The 15787-nt window shown below is 40.6% G+C and carries 18 protein-coding genes and 1 tRNA gene; 4 read left to right on the top strand and 15 right to left on the bottom strand.

What is annotated here, in order from left to right:
• Positions 1 to 25: 25 nt before the first annotated feature.
• From secA to pilM, 15 genes are all read right to left on the bottom strand, one after another.
• Positions 26 to 2446 carry a preprotein translocase subunit SecA gene (secA, locus tag VJH67_00095; GenBank protein HEY4515580.1) on the bottom strand — a complete coding sequence of 807 codons (2421 nt, stop codon included), beginning with the start codon at positions 2444 to 2446 and terminating at the stop codon, positions 26 to 28.
• A gap of 555 nt (positions 2447 to 3001) precedes the next feature.
• Entirely contained in the window at positions 3002 to 3532 is a 531-nt protein-coding gene (locus VJH67_00090; GenBank protein ID HEY4515579.1) for a pilus assembly PilX N-terminal domain-containing protein, read from the bottom strand.
• A gap of 5 nt (positions 3533 to 3537) precedes the next feature.
• Positions 3538 to 4104: a type II secretion system protein gene (locus VJH67_00085; GenBank protein ID HEY4515578.1), complete on the bottom strand. Its 567-nt coding sequence runs from the start codon at positions 4102 to 4104 to the stop codon at positions 3538 to 3540.
• Positions 4105 to 4125: 21 nt separating this feature from the next.
• Positions 4126 to 4716 carry a type II secretion system protein gene (locus VJH67_00080; GenBank protein ID HEY4515577.1) on the bottom strand — a complete coding sequence of 197 codons (591 nt, stop codon included), beginning with the start codon at positions 4714 to 4716 and terminating at the stop codon, positions 4126 to 4128.
• Between the two features lie 20 nt (positions 4717 to 4736).
• Positions 4737 to 5345, bottom strand: a complete 609-nt coding sequence (locus tag VJH67_00075) for a type II secretion system protein (protein ID HEY4515576.1) — start codon at positions 5343 to 5345, stop codon at positions 4737 to 4739.
• Positions 5345 to 6133, bottom strand: a complete 789-nt coding sequence (locus VJH67_00070; GenBank protein ID HEY4515575.1) for a prepilin peptidase — start codon at positions 6131 to 6133, stop codon at positions 5345 to 5347. Before VJH67_00070 ends, VJH67_00075 begins: the two co-directional genes overlap by 1 nt.
• A 71-nt stretch (positions 6134 to 6204) precedes the next feature.
• A complete protein-coding gene (locus VJH67_00065) occupies positions 6205 to 6642 on the bottom strand; it encodes a type II secretion system protein (GenBank protein ID HEY4515574.1) in 438 nt (145 codons plus the stop codon).
• A 93-nt stretch (positions 6643 to 6735) separates the two neighbouring features.
• A complete protein-coding gene (locus tag VJH67_00060) occupies positions 6736 to 7947 on the bottom strand; it encodes a type II secretion system F family protein (GenBank protein HEY4515573.1) in 1212 nt (403 codons plus the stop codon).
• 7 nt (positions 7948 to 7954) lie between these two features.
• Positions 7955 to 9013 (bottom strand): PilT/PilU family type 4a pilus ATPase, encoded by a 1059-nt coding sequence (locus tag VJH67_00055; GenBank protein ID HEY4515572.1) that lies wholly within the window; start codon positions 9011 to 9013, stop codon positions 7955 to 7957.
• 3 nt (positions 9014 to 9016) lie between these two features.
• Positions 9017 to 9406: a response regulator gene (locus VJH67_00050; protein ID HEY4515571.1), complete on the bottom strand. Its 390-nt coding sequence runs from the start codon at positions 9404 to 9406 to the stop codon at positions 9017 to 9019.
• 9 nt (positions 9407 to 9415) lie between these two features.
• A complete protein-coding gene (locus tag VJH67_00045; protein ID HEY4515570.1) occupies positions 9416 to 11191 on the bottom strand; it encodes a GspE/PulE family protein in 1776 nt (591 codons plus the stop codon).
• A 27-nt stretch (positions 11192 to 11218) separates the two neighbouring features.
• Positions 11219 to 11503, bottom strand: a complete 285-nt coding sequence (locus VJH67_00040; GenBank protein HEY4515569.1) for a hypothetical protein — start codon at positions 11501 to 11503, stop codon at positions 11219 to 11221.
• Positions 11504 to 11514: 11 nt separating this feature from the next.
• Positions 11515 to 12087 carry a type 4a pilus biogenesis protein PilO gene (pilO, locus tag VJH67_00035; protein HEY4515568.1) on the bottom strand — a complete coding sequence of 191 codons (573 nt, stop codon included), beginning with the start codon at positions 12085 to 12087 and terminating at the stop codon, positions 11515 to 11517.
• On the bottom strand, positions 12084 to 12614 hold the full coding sequence (locus VJH67_00030; GenBank protein HEY4515567.1) for a hypothetical protein: 531 nt from the start codon (positions 12612 to 12614) through the stop codon (positions 12084 to 12086). Before VJH67_00030 ends, pilO begins: the two co-directional genes overlap by 4 nt.
• A 106-nt stretch (positions 12615 to 12720) precedes the next feature.
• Positions 12721 to 13854 carry a type IV pilus assembly protein PilM gene (gene pilM, locus VJH67_00025; protein ID HEY4515566.1) on the bottom strand — a complete coding sequence of 378 codons (1134 nt, stop codon included), beginning with the start codon at positions 13852 to 13854 and terminating at the stop codon, positions 12721 to 12723.
• 17 nt (positions 13855 to 13871) lie between these two features.
• Here pilM and VJH67_00020 point away from each other — a divergent pair, with 17 nt between their 5' ends.
• From VJH67_00020 to VJH67_00005, 4 genes are all read left to right on the top strand, one after another.
• Positions 13872 to 14552 (top strand): hypothetical protein, encoded by a 681-nt coding sequence (locus tag VJH67_00020; GenBank protein ID HEY4515565.1) that lies wholly within the window; start codon positions 13872 to 13874, stop codon positions 14550 to 14552.
• Between the two features lie 75 nt (positions 14553 to 14627).
• Positions 14628 to 15101 carry a hypothetical protein gene (locus VJH67_00015; GenBank protein HEY4515564.1) on the top strand — a complete coding sequence of 158 codons (474 nt, stop codon included), beginning with the start codon at positions 14628 to 14630 and terminating at the stop codon, positions 15099 to 15101.
• A gap of 21 nt (positions 15102 to 15122) precedes the next feature.
• The gene (locus VJH67_00010; GenBank protein ID HEY4515563.1) at positions 15123 to 15473 is read left to right on the top strand and encodes a hypothetical protein; all 351 of its coding nucleotides are present in this window, start codon (positions 15123 to 15125) and stop codon (positions 15471 to 15473) included.
• 90 nt (positions 15474 to 15563) lie between these two features.
• Positions 15564 to 15652, top strand: a tRNA-Ser gene (locus VJH67_00005).
• Positions 15653 to 15787 lie beyond the last annotated feature (135 nt).

Below are 15787 nucleotides of genomic sequence, written 5' to 3'. Positions count from 1 at the left end.
TCTTAACAAAGATAGCTCTTTCGTTTTAGGACTTACCCAGCTTGGCCATATTCTCATTATGTTCTTTTGTCCCAATTAACCCACACTTCTTGAACTTCTTTCCTGAACCACACCAACATGGATCATTCCTACCTATATCTTTCCTCTGAGGTGAGGCGTTCGAGTTTGTTATTTTAGCAGCCTGAACCATGACATTGTTTGTCGACATGGTAGAAATAGGTGTGTTGGCAAGATTTTTAAGCGCTTCTTCCGCTGCATGCTCTATAGCCTCCTCCATTTCCTTGAATAGTTTCAAGCCCTCTTTTTTATACTCCACAAGAGGATCGCGCTGACCATAAGCACGAAGGTTTACCGAAGAGCGAAGATAGTCCATCACTTCCAAATGCTCCACCCAAAACATATCGTAAACTTGGAGTTTAGCTGCACGCACCCGTTCATCCTGTTCCTCCATCAATATTTTTCTTCTTCTTTCGTAGAAAGTCCGGCGTTGGAAGTTTAAAACATCATCATATTCAAGTACATGTTTACGGGCATCAAAATTTAGGCCTTCTATTTTCTCCTGAGCACTTTCGAGAGAACGAGTGATCAGCTTATTTTCAATCGGTTCATCTTCGGGGATACCGAGGCGCCCCATCATACGCTTCACCATATCGGAAGCAAAAACCCGCATTATATGGTCCTCCATCGATACAAAAAATTGAGTTTGGCCAGGGTCACCCTGCCGACCAGACCTGCCTCGAAGCTGATTGTCGATACGACGAGCATCATGTCTCTCTGTACCAAACACTACTAAACCACCCAAAGCTTTCACTTCCTCATACTGTTCAAGAGAAGAAGGATTGCCTCCGAGCTTGATGTCGACTCCTCGACCAGCCATATTAGTAGCGATCGTCACTTTTCCTTTCGCTCCGGCTTGAGCGATAATTTCGGCTTCCCTTTCATGGTTTTTGGCATTGAGAAGTTCGTGCGCAACACCTTCCGTTTTCAAGTAATCACTTAAAAGCTCATTGTGCTCGATCGAGATAGTACCAATAAGAACTGGTTGACCATTCTTCTGCAACTCTTTTATTTTTCTAGCTAAAGCTTTCCACTTACCTTTTTCTGTCTGGAATATAAGATCATCACGATCAATCCTTTGAGCTGACTTATTAGTAGGAATTACTACAGTATTTAATCCATAAACCTTATAAAATTCTTCGCGAGAAGTATAAGCAGTACCGGTCATGCCTGATAGTTTTTGATACATCCTAAAATAGTTTTGATAGGTTATAGAAGCATAGGTTTTTGACTCTTTCTGGACAGACACTCCCTCTTTTGCTTCGATGGCTTGATGTAGACCTTCCGACCATCTTCGCCCAGGCTGCATCCTCCCGGTAAATTGGTCCACTATCACGACTTCGCCCTCCCTGACTACATACTCCTTATCGCTATGATATAGAGCTTTCGCCTTAAGAGCAGTCTCCAAATGATGCACAAATTTGACTCCTCCTTCGGCACTCCCAGTACCTACGGCATAAATATTTTCAATACCCAAGATTTGTTCTGTTTTTTCTATACCAGCATCAGTAATGAATACTGAGCGCATTTTTTCGTCCACAGTATAGTGCTCCTCCGGTTTTAGTCTAAGAGCCACAGAAGCAAACTTTTTATAGAGATCCCCTGATTCGGCAGACGGAGCAGAAATAATAAGAGGAGTGCGCGCTTCGTCTATAAGAATAGAGTCGACCTCATCGACAATAGCAAAAGCATGATTTTTTTGACGAACCAGTTTTGCGTCATACTCCAAATTATCGCGAAGATAGTCGAAACCGAATTCACTGTTAGTGCCATAGGTTATATCAGCATCATAAGCCTCCATCCTCGAGACGGGACGCAGAAATTCGTGCACGATATGGAAAGCTCCAATTTCATCCCTCTCTTTATCCTTCTCCGTATGAGCGGGATCATATACAAAAGAAGAATCATGAGAGAGGACTCCCACTTTTAATCCTAAAGCATTATAAATTTGCCCCATCCATGTAGCATCGCGACGAGCAAGATAATCGTTTACCGTAACCACATGGACACCCTTTCCAGAAAGAGCATTGAGATATGCAGGTAAAGTAGCTACGAGAGTTTTCCCTTCTCCAGTTCTCATCTCTGAAATATTTCCATTATGTAAAACCACTCCTCCCATAAGTTGAACATCGAAATGTCTTTGACCAAGCGTCCTTCTGGAGGCTTCCCTCACCACAGCAAAAGCTTCTGGTAAAATATCGTCAAGACTCTCTCTTCCGCCAACTGGCGGATTTAATCTATTTTTAAATTCAGCAGTTTTTGTCAAAAGTTCAGAGTCACTCAAAGCAGAAGTGACGACTTCGAGACTATTTATTTTTTCGATTATAGGCTGAAGAGCTTTGATTTCCTTATCGTTCTCGTTGCCAAATATTTTAGCCAAAAATGACATAATGGGCACATATTAGCATAAAAAGCTTTGATTTTCTCTTTTAATTCACCCCTTTCGGCACCTCGCAAAGCCTCGGGCCACTTTCCCCTTATCAAGGGGAAAGAATACCAAAAGAAAAATTCCTCGTGAGAGGAATTTTTCTTTAAGTGGGAAGAGGACAGTTAAGCTCTCTTCTTCTTTGTAGCTTTCTTTTTCTTAGAAGCTGCTTTCTTTTTCTTTGCTGCCATAATAGTTTTGAGTTTTGTTTTTTAAGTGCACTTGAATTTTTTTAAAAAATATTTTAAAAAAATTCATCTCGACCTGTATTAATTATCTCGCAAAAAAAAATATTTAGTAACTATTTTTTAAAAAAGTGTGGATAACTCAAAAACGTTTGCAAAATTTTTTGCAAACGTTTTTGAGAATTTTTAATTTTTATTCCGTCGTCGCGCGGCCAGCGGAAGCTTTCTCCATGTTACAAATGTCATCGTGAGTGCGAACCGCTGGCCACGCGATGAAAGAACTTACACTCAATGTAAGCTAAAAACTATTTTAAATCAAGGAAAAATAACACCTTTAATATCTAACTTCGATACCGCGCTCAACACGACGTGGATCGGAGAGATCACAATTGTTGTAACCCCTAGAGTAAATGTATGTTGATGCATTAGGGTTTTTAGTGACAGTAACAATAACGCAGGCATTAGTAGGGTTGGCTCCATTATTAAATGTGAGGCCAAAAACACTAGTAGGATTACTGCTACCTCCACCCCCTATCCTAGAGAGAGTAGTGGTACCTGAAATAGCTTGACCGCCGGCAACAGAAGGATTCCCTGCACATGTTATAGAGTTCAAAGTGGAGGTAGAGAAAGCATTGGTTTGTCCATCCCAATAAAGGGCGCACTCGATACCAGCATCAGCAGCAAAAATAGCATACTGTGATTCCCTATTTGAAGTAGCGAACTGAGTTTCTTTTACAGAAATATTGATGACTGAGAAAGCAATAATGGTAAGTGAAGCCATGATGATAACGGCAATGAACATGGAGTAACCTGCTTTAGATTTTGAGAACGTATGGAAAGATGGAAAGATGGAAAGATTTTTCATATATTTTAGAACCAATCCATTAGGATAGTTTTGGTTTTGAAGGATTTTTGGGTGGCACCACGAGTCCATGACACCAAAACTGTAACTAGGGCCTCATTACCTGCTATTTTTTCTATCTGGACTTCCCTTTTAAACTGAACAACTGGCCAACTTCCATTGTATCCGTAAAGAAAAGTGGAAGTATTTTGACGAAGGAAAGAACAAGAAGAAAAACCTCCAGAGCAAGCAGAGAGGAAGACTCCACCTGGGCCAGTAGCATCAACCATACAAGTTTTGCCAGGAAAACAAGGGTCACTGGAAATGTCGGCAATACCCGTCAACCAATTATTAGAGCCGCCATTAAAAGAATTTAACGCATTGGCGTCACGCATGTTTCTTATAATCTCGATTGCCTCTTGAGCTAAATAAAAACCTCGCGCTTGATCTTTAGCCGAAGAAGCACCAACGAGACCAATGCGCACAGCCGAAGCAGCACCAGCAATAGCCAACGAAACTATTGCAATAGCTACTATAGTCTCAAGTATCGTGAATCCTTGAGCTAAATTTCTGGTTTTTAATTTTGTAATTTTCATTAAATTTTCAGTGTCTCAATTTTAAATGTCGAGTTCTCTTTGAGAGATCGTGGTTTGGATATCAAAAACCGATTGTTCTCCTGGTTTATCACCGGCAAAACCCTTCAGCACCAGTATAGCGTAGGGTTGATTACTGTCCCCCTTAGTAGTATTGAAGACATAAAACCTGGCATATTGGATAGTAACTTCAGAAGAAGTGATGGGGTCATAGGAAGCACCACTATTAGTGGACTGCTCTAACTTATTGTTTTGAAAACGGTAGATAGTAGGAGTCGAACTAGTACTGACAGCAAAAAAAGTATCACCATTGTTACAGCTTTGAGGAGAAGTAAGCGTTCCGGAAGAGCCACAGTGAAATACTGTAGCAAAACGTATAGTACGAGTCATGTTTTCGATCGAATAATTAAGATCATTTATGACTGAGGATAGAGCTTGGGATTTATTATTGGCACTATAAAGACCAACGAGTGACCCTATGGCGATAGTAACAGTAGTCACAAAAATCCCCAAAGCAACTATTATTTCCACCAAAGTAAAACCCCCACTCCGCATCTCCCTTTGGTCGAGCTTCGCGGGGCAAGCTTTTTTAAATTTGTAATTTGTAATTTTCATTCAATTTTCAATGCCTCAATTTATAAACCTTGGACAGAGACGCTGCCAGTGGACTCGACCTTTACAGAAGAAACTGCCCCAGCAGGTGAGACTAAATAAATGATAGCAGGAGGATTAACACCGTTTGAATCATTTCCACCATTATTCATAAACCTTATGCGGGAAGTGGCACTAGGCCTTCTGAAAGTAACGGACATTTGGGTAAAATTGCCTCCAAAACAGGAAGAACCATTGTTACCGCAAACATTTTGCCTCACTACCCCGTTTAACAGTGTCACGTCCTGATTTGGCTCGCCGTTATCAAACCGACCATTTAGATTTGAGTCGGTAAAATATTTAAAAATATTGGTTGCATAACCAGAATCGAAGTGGACCCCATAAGAAGCAGCAAAATTCTGAGGGCTACCAGTAGGTTTGACGGCAAGGCTTTCGACTTGAGCTTGACGTACAGCCAAAACTACATTGTACGTTTGATTTTTAAGATTTAACTTATCGGCAAACTGACGACGGCTGCCGAGAAGTATGCCTGACAACACCGTAATAAGAGCGATGCTGACTATTAACTCCACTAGGGTGAAACCACGTTTGGATAAGGAAAGATGGAAAGATGGAAAGATGGAAAGATTCATTAGAAATTTACTAGATTTATTTTAAATATAAAAACTAAGAGAGTGGCAATGATGAGAAAAGGAGCAAAAGGCAGTTCAGTTTTCATGCCCATATTATAACCCTTCTTAAACAATTTTTTATACACAAAGGCCAACAAAACATATGTGGCTCCTATCCAAAAGGAAAGAAAAATGGCAGAAACGCCTGAGGAGAGGCCAAGAAGCGCGCCCATACCAACCATGAACTTTACATCCCCTAGACCCATCATGCGCCCCTTGGAAAAAAACCAGATAAGAAAGAAAGGGAAAGGAATTATGAAAGCAGCAAGAAAAAATGGAAAGATGCCCGCCTGAATGACAGGGTCGGGCAGGCAAAGATTTGTAATATAAGCATAGAGAAAAGAAATTACAATAAATAGGTAGACAGAGGGGTCGGGAATGATTTTATGGCGAAGATCGTAGATAAAGATAAACAAGAGTATAAAAAATATCAAAGAAAGAAGAAAAGATTGAAAAAGGGAAAAATTAGAAAATAAAAAAAGCCAAACAAAAGTAATTCCCGATATGAGTTCAGCGAGAAAGTACTGGATAGAGAAGTGAGAATAACAGTGAGAACAGCGACCTTTAAGAGCAAGGTAAGAAAAAATAGGGATAAGATGATACCAAGAAAGTGGTACGGAGCAAGAAAGGCAGACAGAATTGCCCTGTATGAAAGAGAGTCCAGTGTTGTAACGCAGAACTATGACATGTATAAAACTACCGATAGCGGCTCCGATAATAAAGGCTGTCGCTAAATAAATAAATTCCACCTATCAAGTATAACAAAAAACGGCTCTTTCTGGAGAGACCGTTTTTTGTTTAATCTATACTAGACTAGATATTACGGACATACTGAAGCAGAAGCACCGATAGCGCCACCTACAGATCTAGATGCGCCTGTCGAGTCAACACACCAGTAGGCAGTATCACCATTGAGCTCTGCTTTGATAGCGTAAGCCGTGTTGGTAGAACCACAAACTATAGTAGTACCTGAAGGATAGTTGCCTGTATTTACATAAGTAGCCATGCTTGAAGCAGTATCAGCGAACATACCAGCGTTACATGCAGTTTGGGTACCACCGTAGTTGCTGTTGGTATCGTAATAAAGTTCAGCAGAAGCACGAGCTCCCGAGAGCTGAGCTTTTACCTTAGCATCGTTTCCTCTACCTCTTGCTGTATTGAGAGAGGCTAGCACTACAGAAGAAAGAATACCGATGATGGCGATAACCACCAAGAGCTCAATCAAAGTAAAACCTCTATTTTTCATTTTTCGTAACATATTTTTCTTATAACTTCTTAATAAATAATTATGACCTGTGACATTCATAATTATAACTCTTTAAGTTCGCTTAAGAAATTCTGGTGTGGATATCTATAACCCAGCTGAAGAAGCAATATTATATATAGGCATAAGAACTGATGCCAAGAGCACTCCAACACCAAGACCGAGAACTACTATCATTACCGGTTCAATAAGGCCGACTAAGGTATCGACAGCATTCATCACTTCTCGCTGATAAAATTTGGCCATAGTTTTAAGGATGTTACCGAGTTCTCCTGACTCCTCACCCACCCTAACCATCTGGACTAATATATTGGGAATTTCTTCATGACCTGAAAGGGAGTCAGAAAGAGAGCTGCCAGTTTTTACCTTCTCAAAACAATCGGTCATAATGTCCTTATAGATCTGATTTTCAATGATAGAAGAAGTGACCTCGATAGACTTGAGCATCGGAATGCCAGAGATGATCATAGTGCTCATGTTGTCGGCAAATCTTGAAAGATAGAGTTTGCGATAAAGGTCGCCAAGATATGGCACATCGAGACGGAATTTAGAGATCCATTCTTTACCTTCAGGAGTAGAGACATACCAAGCAATCGAACCTAATAAGACCAGAATAAGTGTAATCGCGATCAAGCCATTGTTTATCAAGAAATCACTGACTCCGAAGACGATTTTAGTATAGAAAGGCAAATCTTGACCTGTATCTTTAACAATAATTGATATTTTAGGAATGATGACTGTAAACATGAGGACCATAACCCCGACAAAGGTCATGATGACGAAAGCTGGGTACACTAGTGCGTTTTTAGCTTTCGAGGCTACTTCATAATTTCTATCCAAATAATCGGCAAGATAGGAAAAGGTTTCATCTAAACGGCCTGATTCTTCACCAGATTTGACCATGTTGACGTAGAAGTCGGAAAAAACTTCTGGATGTTTGGACAAAGCTCCGGAAATAGAATTACCACCCTGAAGATCGTCAACAATTTCGATCAAGGCATCACGCAGTTTTTCATTTTCTGCCTCAGCAGCGATCAATTTAAAAATACGCAAAGCTGATACCCTAGCTTCAAACAAAGTGGACATCTGACGAGAAAGGATCACTATCTCTTTATTAGAAACTTTATTGAAAAATGGAAGCTTATGGAGGAAACTGCTCTTTTCTTCCTTTGGTTTTATAGATGAGATAACGAGTCCTTGTTTCTGCAAAGAGCTTATAGCTGCATCCGTAGAGAAAGCATCTATAGTTCCTTCTTTTGAAACTCCTCCATTATCAATTACTTTATAAGTAAAAAGCATAAAAATTTTATAACATTTTCTCCAGAGTTTTAGGGTTATTCGAATAGAGATAAGCGTTTTCAATGGAAACTTCTCCTCTCCTTATGAGATCCACCAAACAACGATTCATATCGATCATTCCCTCCTTGGAACTCGTCTCTACCACTGTATCTATTTCGTGAGTCCTTTTATCTCTTATAAGATTAGAAATAGCATTGTTATTTATTAGAAGCTCATAGGCTGGCAAGAGGCCACCAGAAACTCGAGGGATAAGACGTTGAGAGAATATACCAGAGAGAGAAGCTGCGAGTTGAATACGGATTTGATTCTGTTGAGCAGGAGGAAAAGAGTCGATAATACGATCAACAGTAGAAGAAGCACTGTTGGTATGGAGAGTAGCAAATACCAAGTGACCAGTTTCCGCAGCGGTGACAGCAGCCGACATCGTTTCGGCGTCCCTCATTTCACCTATCATAATAACATCCATATCCTCACGGAAAGCATCCTTCAAGGCTTCGTGAAAATCAGGAGTATCGTCCCCTATCTCCCTTTGGTCAATTATCGATTTCTTAGGAGAAAAAATGTATTCGATCGGATCTTCAATAGTAACAATATGTTCTAGCCGTTCTTGATTTATTATTTCTACAAGAGAAGCAAGAGTAGTGGATTTGCCGTGACCAGTAGGGCCAACCACAAGAAAGAAACCGGAATGCTTCCGGGCAAAAAATTCGATCGATTCCGGTAGAGAGAGTTCCGATATAGTGCGTATTTTTTTCGGGATAGCACGCATAGCTAAACAAATACGGCCCTGCTGAATAAAGATGTGGCTTCTAAACCTCTCGCTGCCATGGACATAAGCGAAGTCGACCCCTCGACGTTTTTTAAACAGTTCTTTTTTTGCAGGAGGAAGAATAAAATCAATTATTTTTTCCATAGCACTCCTGTCGAAAGCTGGATGTTTGCTGAGAGGTATTAGTTCCCCAGCTATCCTAACGACAGGAAAGCGACCCTCCGATACATGTAAGTCGGAAGCTCCCTCTTTCATGACCAGATCGACTAAGCTATCGAGATCTTTTGCGTAATCCATATTTTAATTGGCATTAAGAATCTTTTTTACTTTTTCAACTACCTCAGACGGAATAGCCGTAGCTTTAATAATGTAACCATTGACCCCAAAACTTTCAGCTTTCTTTATTTCTTCCGGATCGCCCTGATTGGTGAGCATCACTATTTTCATACCCCCCGCCAATTTTTCCTTCCTAATTTGTTCCAATACCGACAAACCATCCATACCTGGAATAATGATGTCGAGAAGGAGGAGATCGGCAGATAAATTGTCCTTTAATTTTTTGAGTAATTCTTCCCCGTTGTAGAAAGACTCTACATCGATACCCTCTTTCTTAAACTTCAGGACATACATATCGAGAAGAAATTGATCATCATCTACTATTATTATTTTATATTTTTTCTCTTCTGTCATGTTTACTTATTATAACGTATTTATTTCCTCAAATGGAATTTCTCTATCAAATGCCTTTAGGATCGCATCTTCCTTCATGGTAAGCATACCTTTATTACGAGCGATTTTCCAAATATCCTGCTCGGTCGGATTTTTCAATATAGCCTCTTGTATATCCTTATCGATTTCGAGCACTTCCATCACCGGAGTACGGCCTCGTACTCCGTTTGGACAATCAGGACCGGGAGCTATCTCAAAAACTTCTTTACCAATTTTTATATCTTTAACAAAATTGGGTGGTAAGGTTGAAAATTGTTTTTCGATCATCACTTTCAAGGCGCCATCTACCGGGACAGATTTGCCTGCTCCAGGACAGAGGCTTCTTACCAACCTTTGAGCAATAGAAAGTATCAGGGTAGGAGCAATAAGGTAAGGATCGACACCCATATCAATAAGACGGGGCACGGCTCCTACTGCAGTATTAGTGTGAAGAGTAGAAAGCACTAGGTGGCCAGTGAGAGCGGCTTGGATGGCAAGCTGCGCAGTTTCTTTATCTCTAATTTCACCCACCATTATGATATCTGGATCCTGACGGAGAGTGGTACGCAAGCCATTGGCAAATGTATAGCCTATTTCAGGGCGCACCTGCGATTGACTCATACCTTCTATATTGTATTCGATCGGATCTTCCAGAGAGAGGACATTGGAATGTTCGCGATCAAGTTCATTCACCATGGAATAAAGAGTGGTGGACTTTCCGCTTCCAGTCGGGCCAGTAATAAGTATCATGCCGTATGGCCTTTTTAAGGCATTCCTCAAGGTATCGATATACCTCATTGAGATACCCATATCATCAAGTTTATGAACTCCTTTCACTTGATCGAGAATACGGATCACCACTTTTTCACCAAAATAAGTAGGGAAAGTAGACACACGAAAATCTATCTTGCGATCATTTAATTTGGCGCTAAACCTTCCATCTTGAGGTTTGCGTTTCTCGTCCAGTCGCATGTTCGACATTATTTTTATACGGGCCACCACAGCTGAATGCACCCTAAAAGGTAGGACGAGCGAAGTATTCATTACTCCATCCACCCTAAACCTCACCTTGACAGAGGCCTCCATCGGTTCGATATGAATGTCCGAAGCTCTTCCATCGATGGCATACCTTAATACAGTCGCTACTATTTTAGTCACCGGTGCATCCTCGACTGTTTTAGTATCTTTATTTTTGTTATCAAAAGCAGAGAGATCCTCAGTTTCTTCCGATTTTTCCTCTTTCACTACTTTCTTTTTTCCTTCTTCTTCATCGTCATCTCTTTTCCCAGATTCCACAACAAATTCATTCTCTAGTTCAGAGAGGGCCTTGGTCACTTCTCCCGAAAGCCCTTTATACATTTTAAGCACCTTATCAAAATCGGATTGAGAAATTAAGAAAACTTTATAAGGCAGGTTGGATTTTGAGGCAATAAAACTTATAGCGTCGCGAGCGGCAATATTATCGGGATCGACTATACCTATTTCAAGTACCCCATCTATGAGAGCCACCGGAACGAATTTATAATAAGAAGCTGACTCTTCTGGAATGTATTCCAATATTTTACCGGTCACCAAGCTCTCATCCACGCTTTTTACAGGAATACTATAGTATTCCCCCTTATTCGCTAGAATATCTGAGTCAGATACTCCCATTTCAAGAAGCAGGCTGTCGATCGAGGCACCAGTCGTTTTAGCCCTTTGTTTTATGGCGTCGACTTCTTTAGCTTCAATTATTCCTTTTTTTGCGAGAATATCGAGAACACTCATTATTAATAAATTAAACTGCAGATAAAACTAAAAGGCACTGAATGGATTTTCTCTGCCGATAGGAAGAGCAGGCAGAGAAAGAGTGGAGTCACTCAGATATGAAAATTCTGGACTCTGGAGAAGAGTAGTGTCGAGAGAGACACTTTGCATTTCGAGGAGGACATCGGTTATCTCCTGTAATTCTGGAGACTCTACAAATTGAGAATCGACCGCTTCGTCGGTTTTCAGATTTTTACTTATCATAGGCAGACCAGAGAGAGCTACAACTATGAGGAGTATCGATAATATTTTTGTTCTTTTACTTTTCTTCATGATCATTTATATTACGACGAAACTCCGAAAGGAACAGAGTCGACCCAATAAGTTTGTAAACTTACCTTGTATTGAAAAAGAGAACCTGAATCCCCAGCTTTCGCAGAGTCAATAGAAACTATATCTACAATCCTTAAACTTTTCTCGACATCCTTTAGAAAATTGACCATAGCAGAATAGCTGGCAGTGAAGCCTAGAGTAACTGTTTTTGAATTATAACTTTGAGGCAGATCGGACTCTGATACAGATCGACTAGTATCAGTCATGGATTGGCCAGAGGAGGCTTCTTCAAGTGATATACCATGACGAGAAGCCACTCCATCAAGACTTGCAATCAACCTCACCATTTCAGCTCGAGTAGGAAGGAAAGCATCTATTTTTTGCCTCTCTTCAGGAGAAAGTGCCTCCAAACGCGAAAGTAGGTCGTTCTTAGTTTCCTCTATCTTGCTTATTTGCTCCACAGCATCTTTATACTTTTTCTGTTCATCCTTAAGGGCTGATACATCAGCAAAAAAAGGCTTCCCAAGGAAAAAGAGGATGAGAATACCGAGAAATATCATTATTAATCCACTGGTACTTTTCATTGAGGAAGTTTAAATTTTATTAAATCCCGACCGATCTCCGCTCTGAAAGAAAAAGTGATGGCTCCATTCTTAGGATCAAGTTTTAGATTGTCGAAAGAGACAAATTTTATATTTTGATCTTGAAGAAAAGATTCTTCCTGGAGAGCAATCGCGGAAAAACTCGAGGCTCTACCACTCATCTCGACCACAAAGTTCCCTCCCGCAAGCCCGTTGTATCTTAAATCCTGCCAAGCTACTTGGGAGACAGTATTTTCCTCCAGCATTTTGAAGTATTCTGAAAACGCTATGTGATTATCCAAAATAGATTGAATGGAATCGAGCTTCTTTTCAAAAGCAAGAACTCCTGCAATAGACTTCGAATCGATAGCCGCCCGTGAAGTAACAATTTGAGATCTGAGATTTTCAACATTTTTTGAGAGCATCTTTGAATAAACAAAAAGAGAACCAGTGATAATAAGGGCAACTACAAATATCAACGCAGAGAAAGTGCGGAAAAAACCTCCGCCTTCGTGATTCTCTGACCTCATGACAACAGAATTTTTGGGTATGAATGAAGATCTAAATTTAGTATCCACAGTATTTATATTATACCTCTTTTTTCTGAGTCAATATGATTTACTGTTGATTGCTAGTTTACATCTCCTTCAGCTTCCGTAGCGCCACTCCGACAGAGACGGCAAATTCGGGACCAGTTTCTTTTAGAATTTTTTCTAGAAAGGCTGGGGCTTCTACTTTTGAAAATGGGTCGCCGGCAACTGTAGGAATTTTGAAATTTTCTGCCGCGAGCGCTGTCCAACCTTTGAGAGCCGAACCCCCTCCTATGAGAATAACTTCATCAATATTTTTATTTTGCTCATTTTGATAAGTAAAAAGAACTCGATTAGCTTCAGAAAAAATATATTCAGCTATAGCCTGTACTGACCCTGAGACATCAATATCAGAAACCCCTTTTTCTAGACCAAAATTCCTCTTGACCACCTCCGCTTCCTCAAAAGAAATGCTGTTGGTACGAGCAATATTGCTTGTGATGTCTTGAGCTCCTTTGTTAATAATGTGCGAGTTGCGCATGATGCCCCTCTCTACTATATATAACTTTGTGGAAGCGGCTCCCATATCGAGGATCATGGCTGACTTGGAGCTTTCATCTAGAACTGACCTCATGGAACTGAAGAGTTCGATTTCAAAAAAACTAGCGGAAAGACCTGTGGCCTCAACTATTTGGCTATATTCATCAATAACATTATTGTGGATAGCGGCGAGCAAGATATCGATTTTTTTTGGAACTAGATTTTCTCCCCTCGACTTCAACTCATCAGCCACCTCGACTTGCCCCGATTGAAAACTAAGCTGTGGGACAACTGACCAATCAAGAGTAACTTCAGAAATAGGTACTGGTATATATTTGCGAGCTTCGATAGGTACCATGCCTTCGAGCTCCTTTTCTTTCACGTTTGGCATCTCTATCACTCTCAAGAGGCTGGCGGAAAATGGAATAGCCATACCACAGTTTCGAGTAGAGAGACCTACTTCCTTTTCATTCAATAAATCCTTCATGGCCTCGATCAATTTGAGAGTCGGTAATTTGGTCGCCTGACCTACTCCCGACTCTCCATAAGGCCCGAGGGCTAGCTCACCATAAGTTTCGAGTACAGCAATACTACCCTTTTTGCGAAGCTGGACTACTTTGATAGAAGAAGAGCCTACATCAATACCTAAAACACTCTGATCCTTTTTAGCAAAAATTCCTGAAAAAAAACCTGGGCTCATAGTATTATTATATATCAATGGACGCCCTTAAAAAAGCACTCTTTGCTTTCGTTGACTTTGTTATCCCTGAGGAAAAGAGACTTCAAAAACTTTTGACACTAAATCCAGAAGAGATGAGAAAAAAATTACCAAGACCAAGGGCGATAGATGTAGAAGAAGTTACCGCTCTGTTTGATTACCGTGACAAAAATGTGCGACTTCTGGTACACGCTTTAAAATATAAAGGTAACCTCGGAGTAATTAAGAGGTTATCTTTATATTTGTATGAAGAAATAATAGAGATGGTTGGAGAAGCATCTCTATTCGAAGGAATTGAAGGGAATCAGAATGTACTAATAGTGCCCATACCATCGAGCAATAAAAGAAAAAGTGAGAGAGGTTGGAATCAGTGTGAGCTTTTGTGTCAAGAAATAGAAAAGCTGGAAACCAAAGAAATAAAAGTAAGATTTGATATCTTAAAAAAGATTCAAAACACAGAAAAGCAAGCTGACCTTACAAGAGAAAAACGTTTAAAAAATGTAAAAGGAAGTATGCGCGTAGAAAAAGGAAAAATGGAAAGATTAAAAGATGGAATGAAAAATAACCTATTCATAATTATCGACGATGTTTATACAACTGGAGCTACATACAGAGAAGCCCGTAGAGCCCTGAAAGGGGCTGGGGCCAAAAAAGTGACGGGTGTGTTCATTGCCCACTAATAAAAATTAAATCTGATATAATGTTAAGCAAGTGATAAGTTTGATTTATTAATTTATAAATTCTTAAAAAATAAAATGAAAGCTTTAATTTGGATTGTCGTAGTTATTTTAGTGGCCTGGGGAGTTTATGCTTGGATGGGTTCGGAAAAAAATGTGATAGAAGTAAAAGAAGAAGTAGCTACCACTACTCCTGTGATGGAAGATGGCACAATAGAAGCCAAACTGCCTACTCCAAAAACAGTGACAGTAAATTTTACTAGTGACGGTTACGTTCCGGCAGAAGTTACTATAAATGAGGGGGACACAGTAAAATTTATGAACCAGAGCAATATAAATATGTGGCCAGCTTCAGCTATGCACCCTACTCATGAAAATTATGATGGCACTAGCTTGAGCGAGCACTGTAAGCAAACGATAAACCTTTCGTTCGATGCTTGTAAAAATATTCCTGTGGGTTGGACCTACCTCTTTACCTTCGACAAGGCAGGCACTTGGAAATATCACGACCATCTCAATCCTAAATTCAGCGGTTCTGTCATAGTTAAATAATAGAATCTAAATTCGACTAGTATGCTACGAGAAAACATAGCCTATTTCTTGTTACGTGGCGGACTGGCGTTCTGCTTCATCTACGCCGCAGTAGCCGCATGGCTTGAACCGAGCTCTTGGATCGGCTGGTTCCCTCCTTTTATCCAAAATCTTGCTCCGCAAGATGTTCTTCTTACCGGCTGGGGTATTGTAGAAATAATTTTAGGAATTTGGATATTGTCAGGGAAGAAAATACTCATCCCTACCCTACTAGGCGCTCTCGCCATGTTCGGCCTCGTCGCATCGAGCTTCTCCTCTCTCGATATTCTCTTCCGCGATGTCACGATAGGCCTCGTACTCCTCTCCCTCGCAATATCGAGTTATAGAAAATAGGGCTGGAAAATCCGCCTCAAAATTGCTACTCTATTGTTCACGGGAGCCTTCGCAAAAGCTACGGCTTCCAAACAAAAATACGGAATACACGGAGGAGTGCCGGAGCGGTCTAACGGAGCGGATTGCTAATCCGTAGCCCCGCAAGGGGCTCGTGAGTTCAAATCTCACCTCCTCCGCCAGAAATCGAAATCGCATTTTGAAGCCGGAACGGGGTCGCGCCGAAGGCGCGACACTAATGCATTCCCCCCGCCGAATCCAGAATCCAAAAGGGTTTTCCACGCTCCGCGTGGCTCAAAAAGTACGGTTCGATCCTT

The sequence above is a fragment of the Candidatus Paceibacterota bacterium genome (assembly GCA_036517255.1).
GTDB lineage: Bacteria > Patescibacteriota > Minisyncoccia > Phycocordibacterales > WO2-35-19 > DATDXE01.
This window is presented reverse-complemented; position numbering and strand designations above follow the sequence as displayed.

What these genes read in the sequence shown, in the direction of transcription:
- secA (HEY4515580.1), bottom strand. Translation starts at nt 2,446, where the DNA reads ATGTCATTTTTGGCTAAAATATTTGGCAACGAGAACGATAAGGAAATC.
- VJH67_00090 (HEY4515579.1), bottom strand. Translation starts at nt 3,532, where the DNA reads ATGAAAAATCTTTCCATCTTTCCATCTTTCCATACGTTCTCAAAATCT.
- VJH67_00085 (HEY4515578.1), bottom strand. Translation starts at nt 4,104, where the DNA reads ATGAAAATTACAAAATTAAAAACCAGAAATTTAGCTCAAGGATTCACG.
- VJH67_00080 (HEY4515577.1), bottom strand. Translation starts at nt 4,716, where the DNA reads ATGAAAATTACAAATTACAAATTTAAAAAAGCTTGCCCCGCGAAGCTC.
- VJH67_00075 (HEY4515576.1), bottom strand. Translation starts at nt 5,345, where the DNA reads ATGAATCTTTCCATCTTTCCATCTTTCCATCTTTCCTTATCCAAACGT.
- VJH67_00065 (HEY4515574.1), bottom strand. Translation starts at nt 6,642, where the DNA reads ATGTTACGAAAAATGAAAAATAGAGGTTTTACTTTGATTGAGCTCTTG.
- VJH67_00060 (HEY4515573.1), bottom strand. Translation starts at nt 7,947, where the DNA reads ATGCTTTTTACTTATAAAGTAATTGATAATGGAGGAGTTTCAAAAGAA.
- VJH67_00055 (HEY4515572.1), bottom strand. Translation starts at nt 9,013, where the DNA reads ATGGATTACGCAAAAGATCTCGATAGCTTAGTCGATCTGGTCATGAAA.
- VJH67_00050 (HEY4515571.1), bottom strand. Translation starts at nt 9,406, where the DNA reads ATGACAGAAGAGAAAAAATATAAAATAATAATAGTAGATGATGATCAA.
- VJH67_00045 (HEY4515570.1), bottom strand. Translation starts at nt 11,191, where the DNA reads ATGAGTGTTCTCGATATTCTCGCAAAAAAAGGAATAATTGAAGCTAAA.
- VJH67_00040 (HEY4515569.1), bottom strand. Translation starts at nt 11,503, where the DNA reads ATGAAGAAAAGTAAAAGAACAAAAATATTATCGATACTCCTCATAGTT.
- pilO (HEY4515568.1), bottom strand. Translation starts at nt 12,087, where the DNA reads ATGAAAAGTACCAGTGGATTAATAATGATATTTCTCGGTATTCTCATC.
- VJH67_00030 (HEY4515567.1), bottom strand. Translation starts at nt 12,614, where the DNA reads ATGAGGTCAGAGAATCACGAAGGCGGAGGTTTTTTCCGCACTTTCTCT.
- pilM (HEY4515566.1), bottom strand. Translation starts at nt 13,854, where the DNA reads ATGAGCCCAGGTTTTTTTTCAGGAATTTTTGCTAAAAAGGATCAGAGT.
- VJH67_00020 (HEY4515565.1), top strand. Translation starts at nt 13,872, where the DNA reads ATGGACGCCCTTAAAAAAGCACTCTTTGCTTTCGTTGACTTTGTTATC.
- VJH67_00015 (HEY4515564.1), top strand. Translation starts at nt 14,628, where the DNA reads ATGAAAGCTTTAATTTGGATTGTCGTAGTTATTTTAGTGGCCTGGGGA.
- VJH67_00010 (HEY4515563.1), top strand. Translation starts at nt 15,123, where the DNA reads ATGCTACGAGAAAACATAGCCTATTTCTTGTTACGTGGCGGACTGGCG.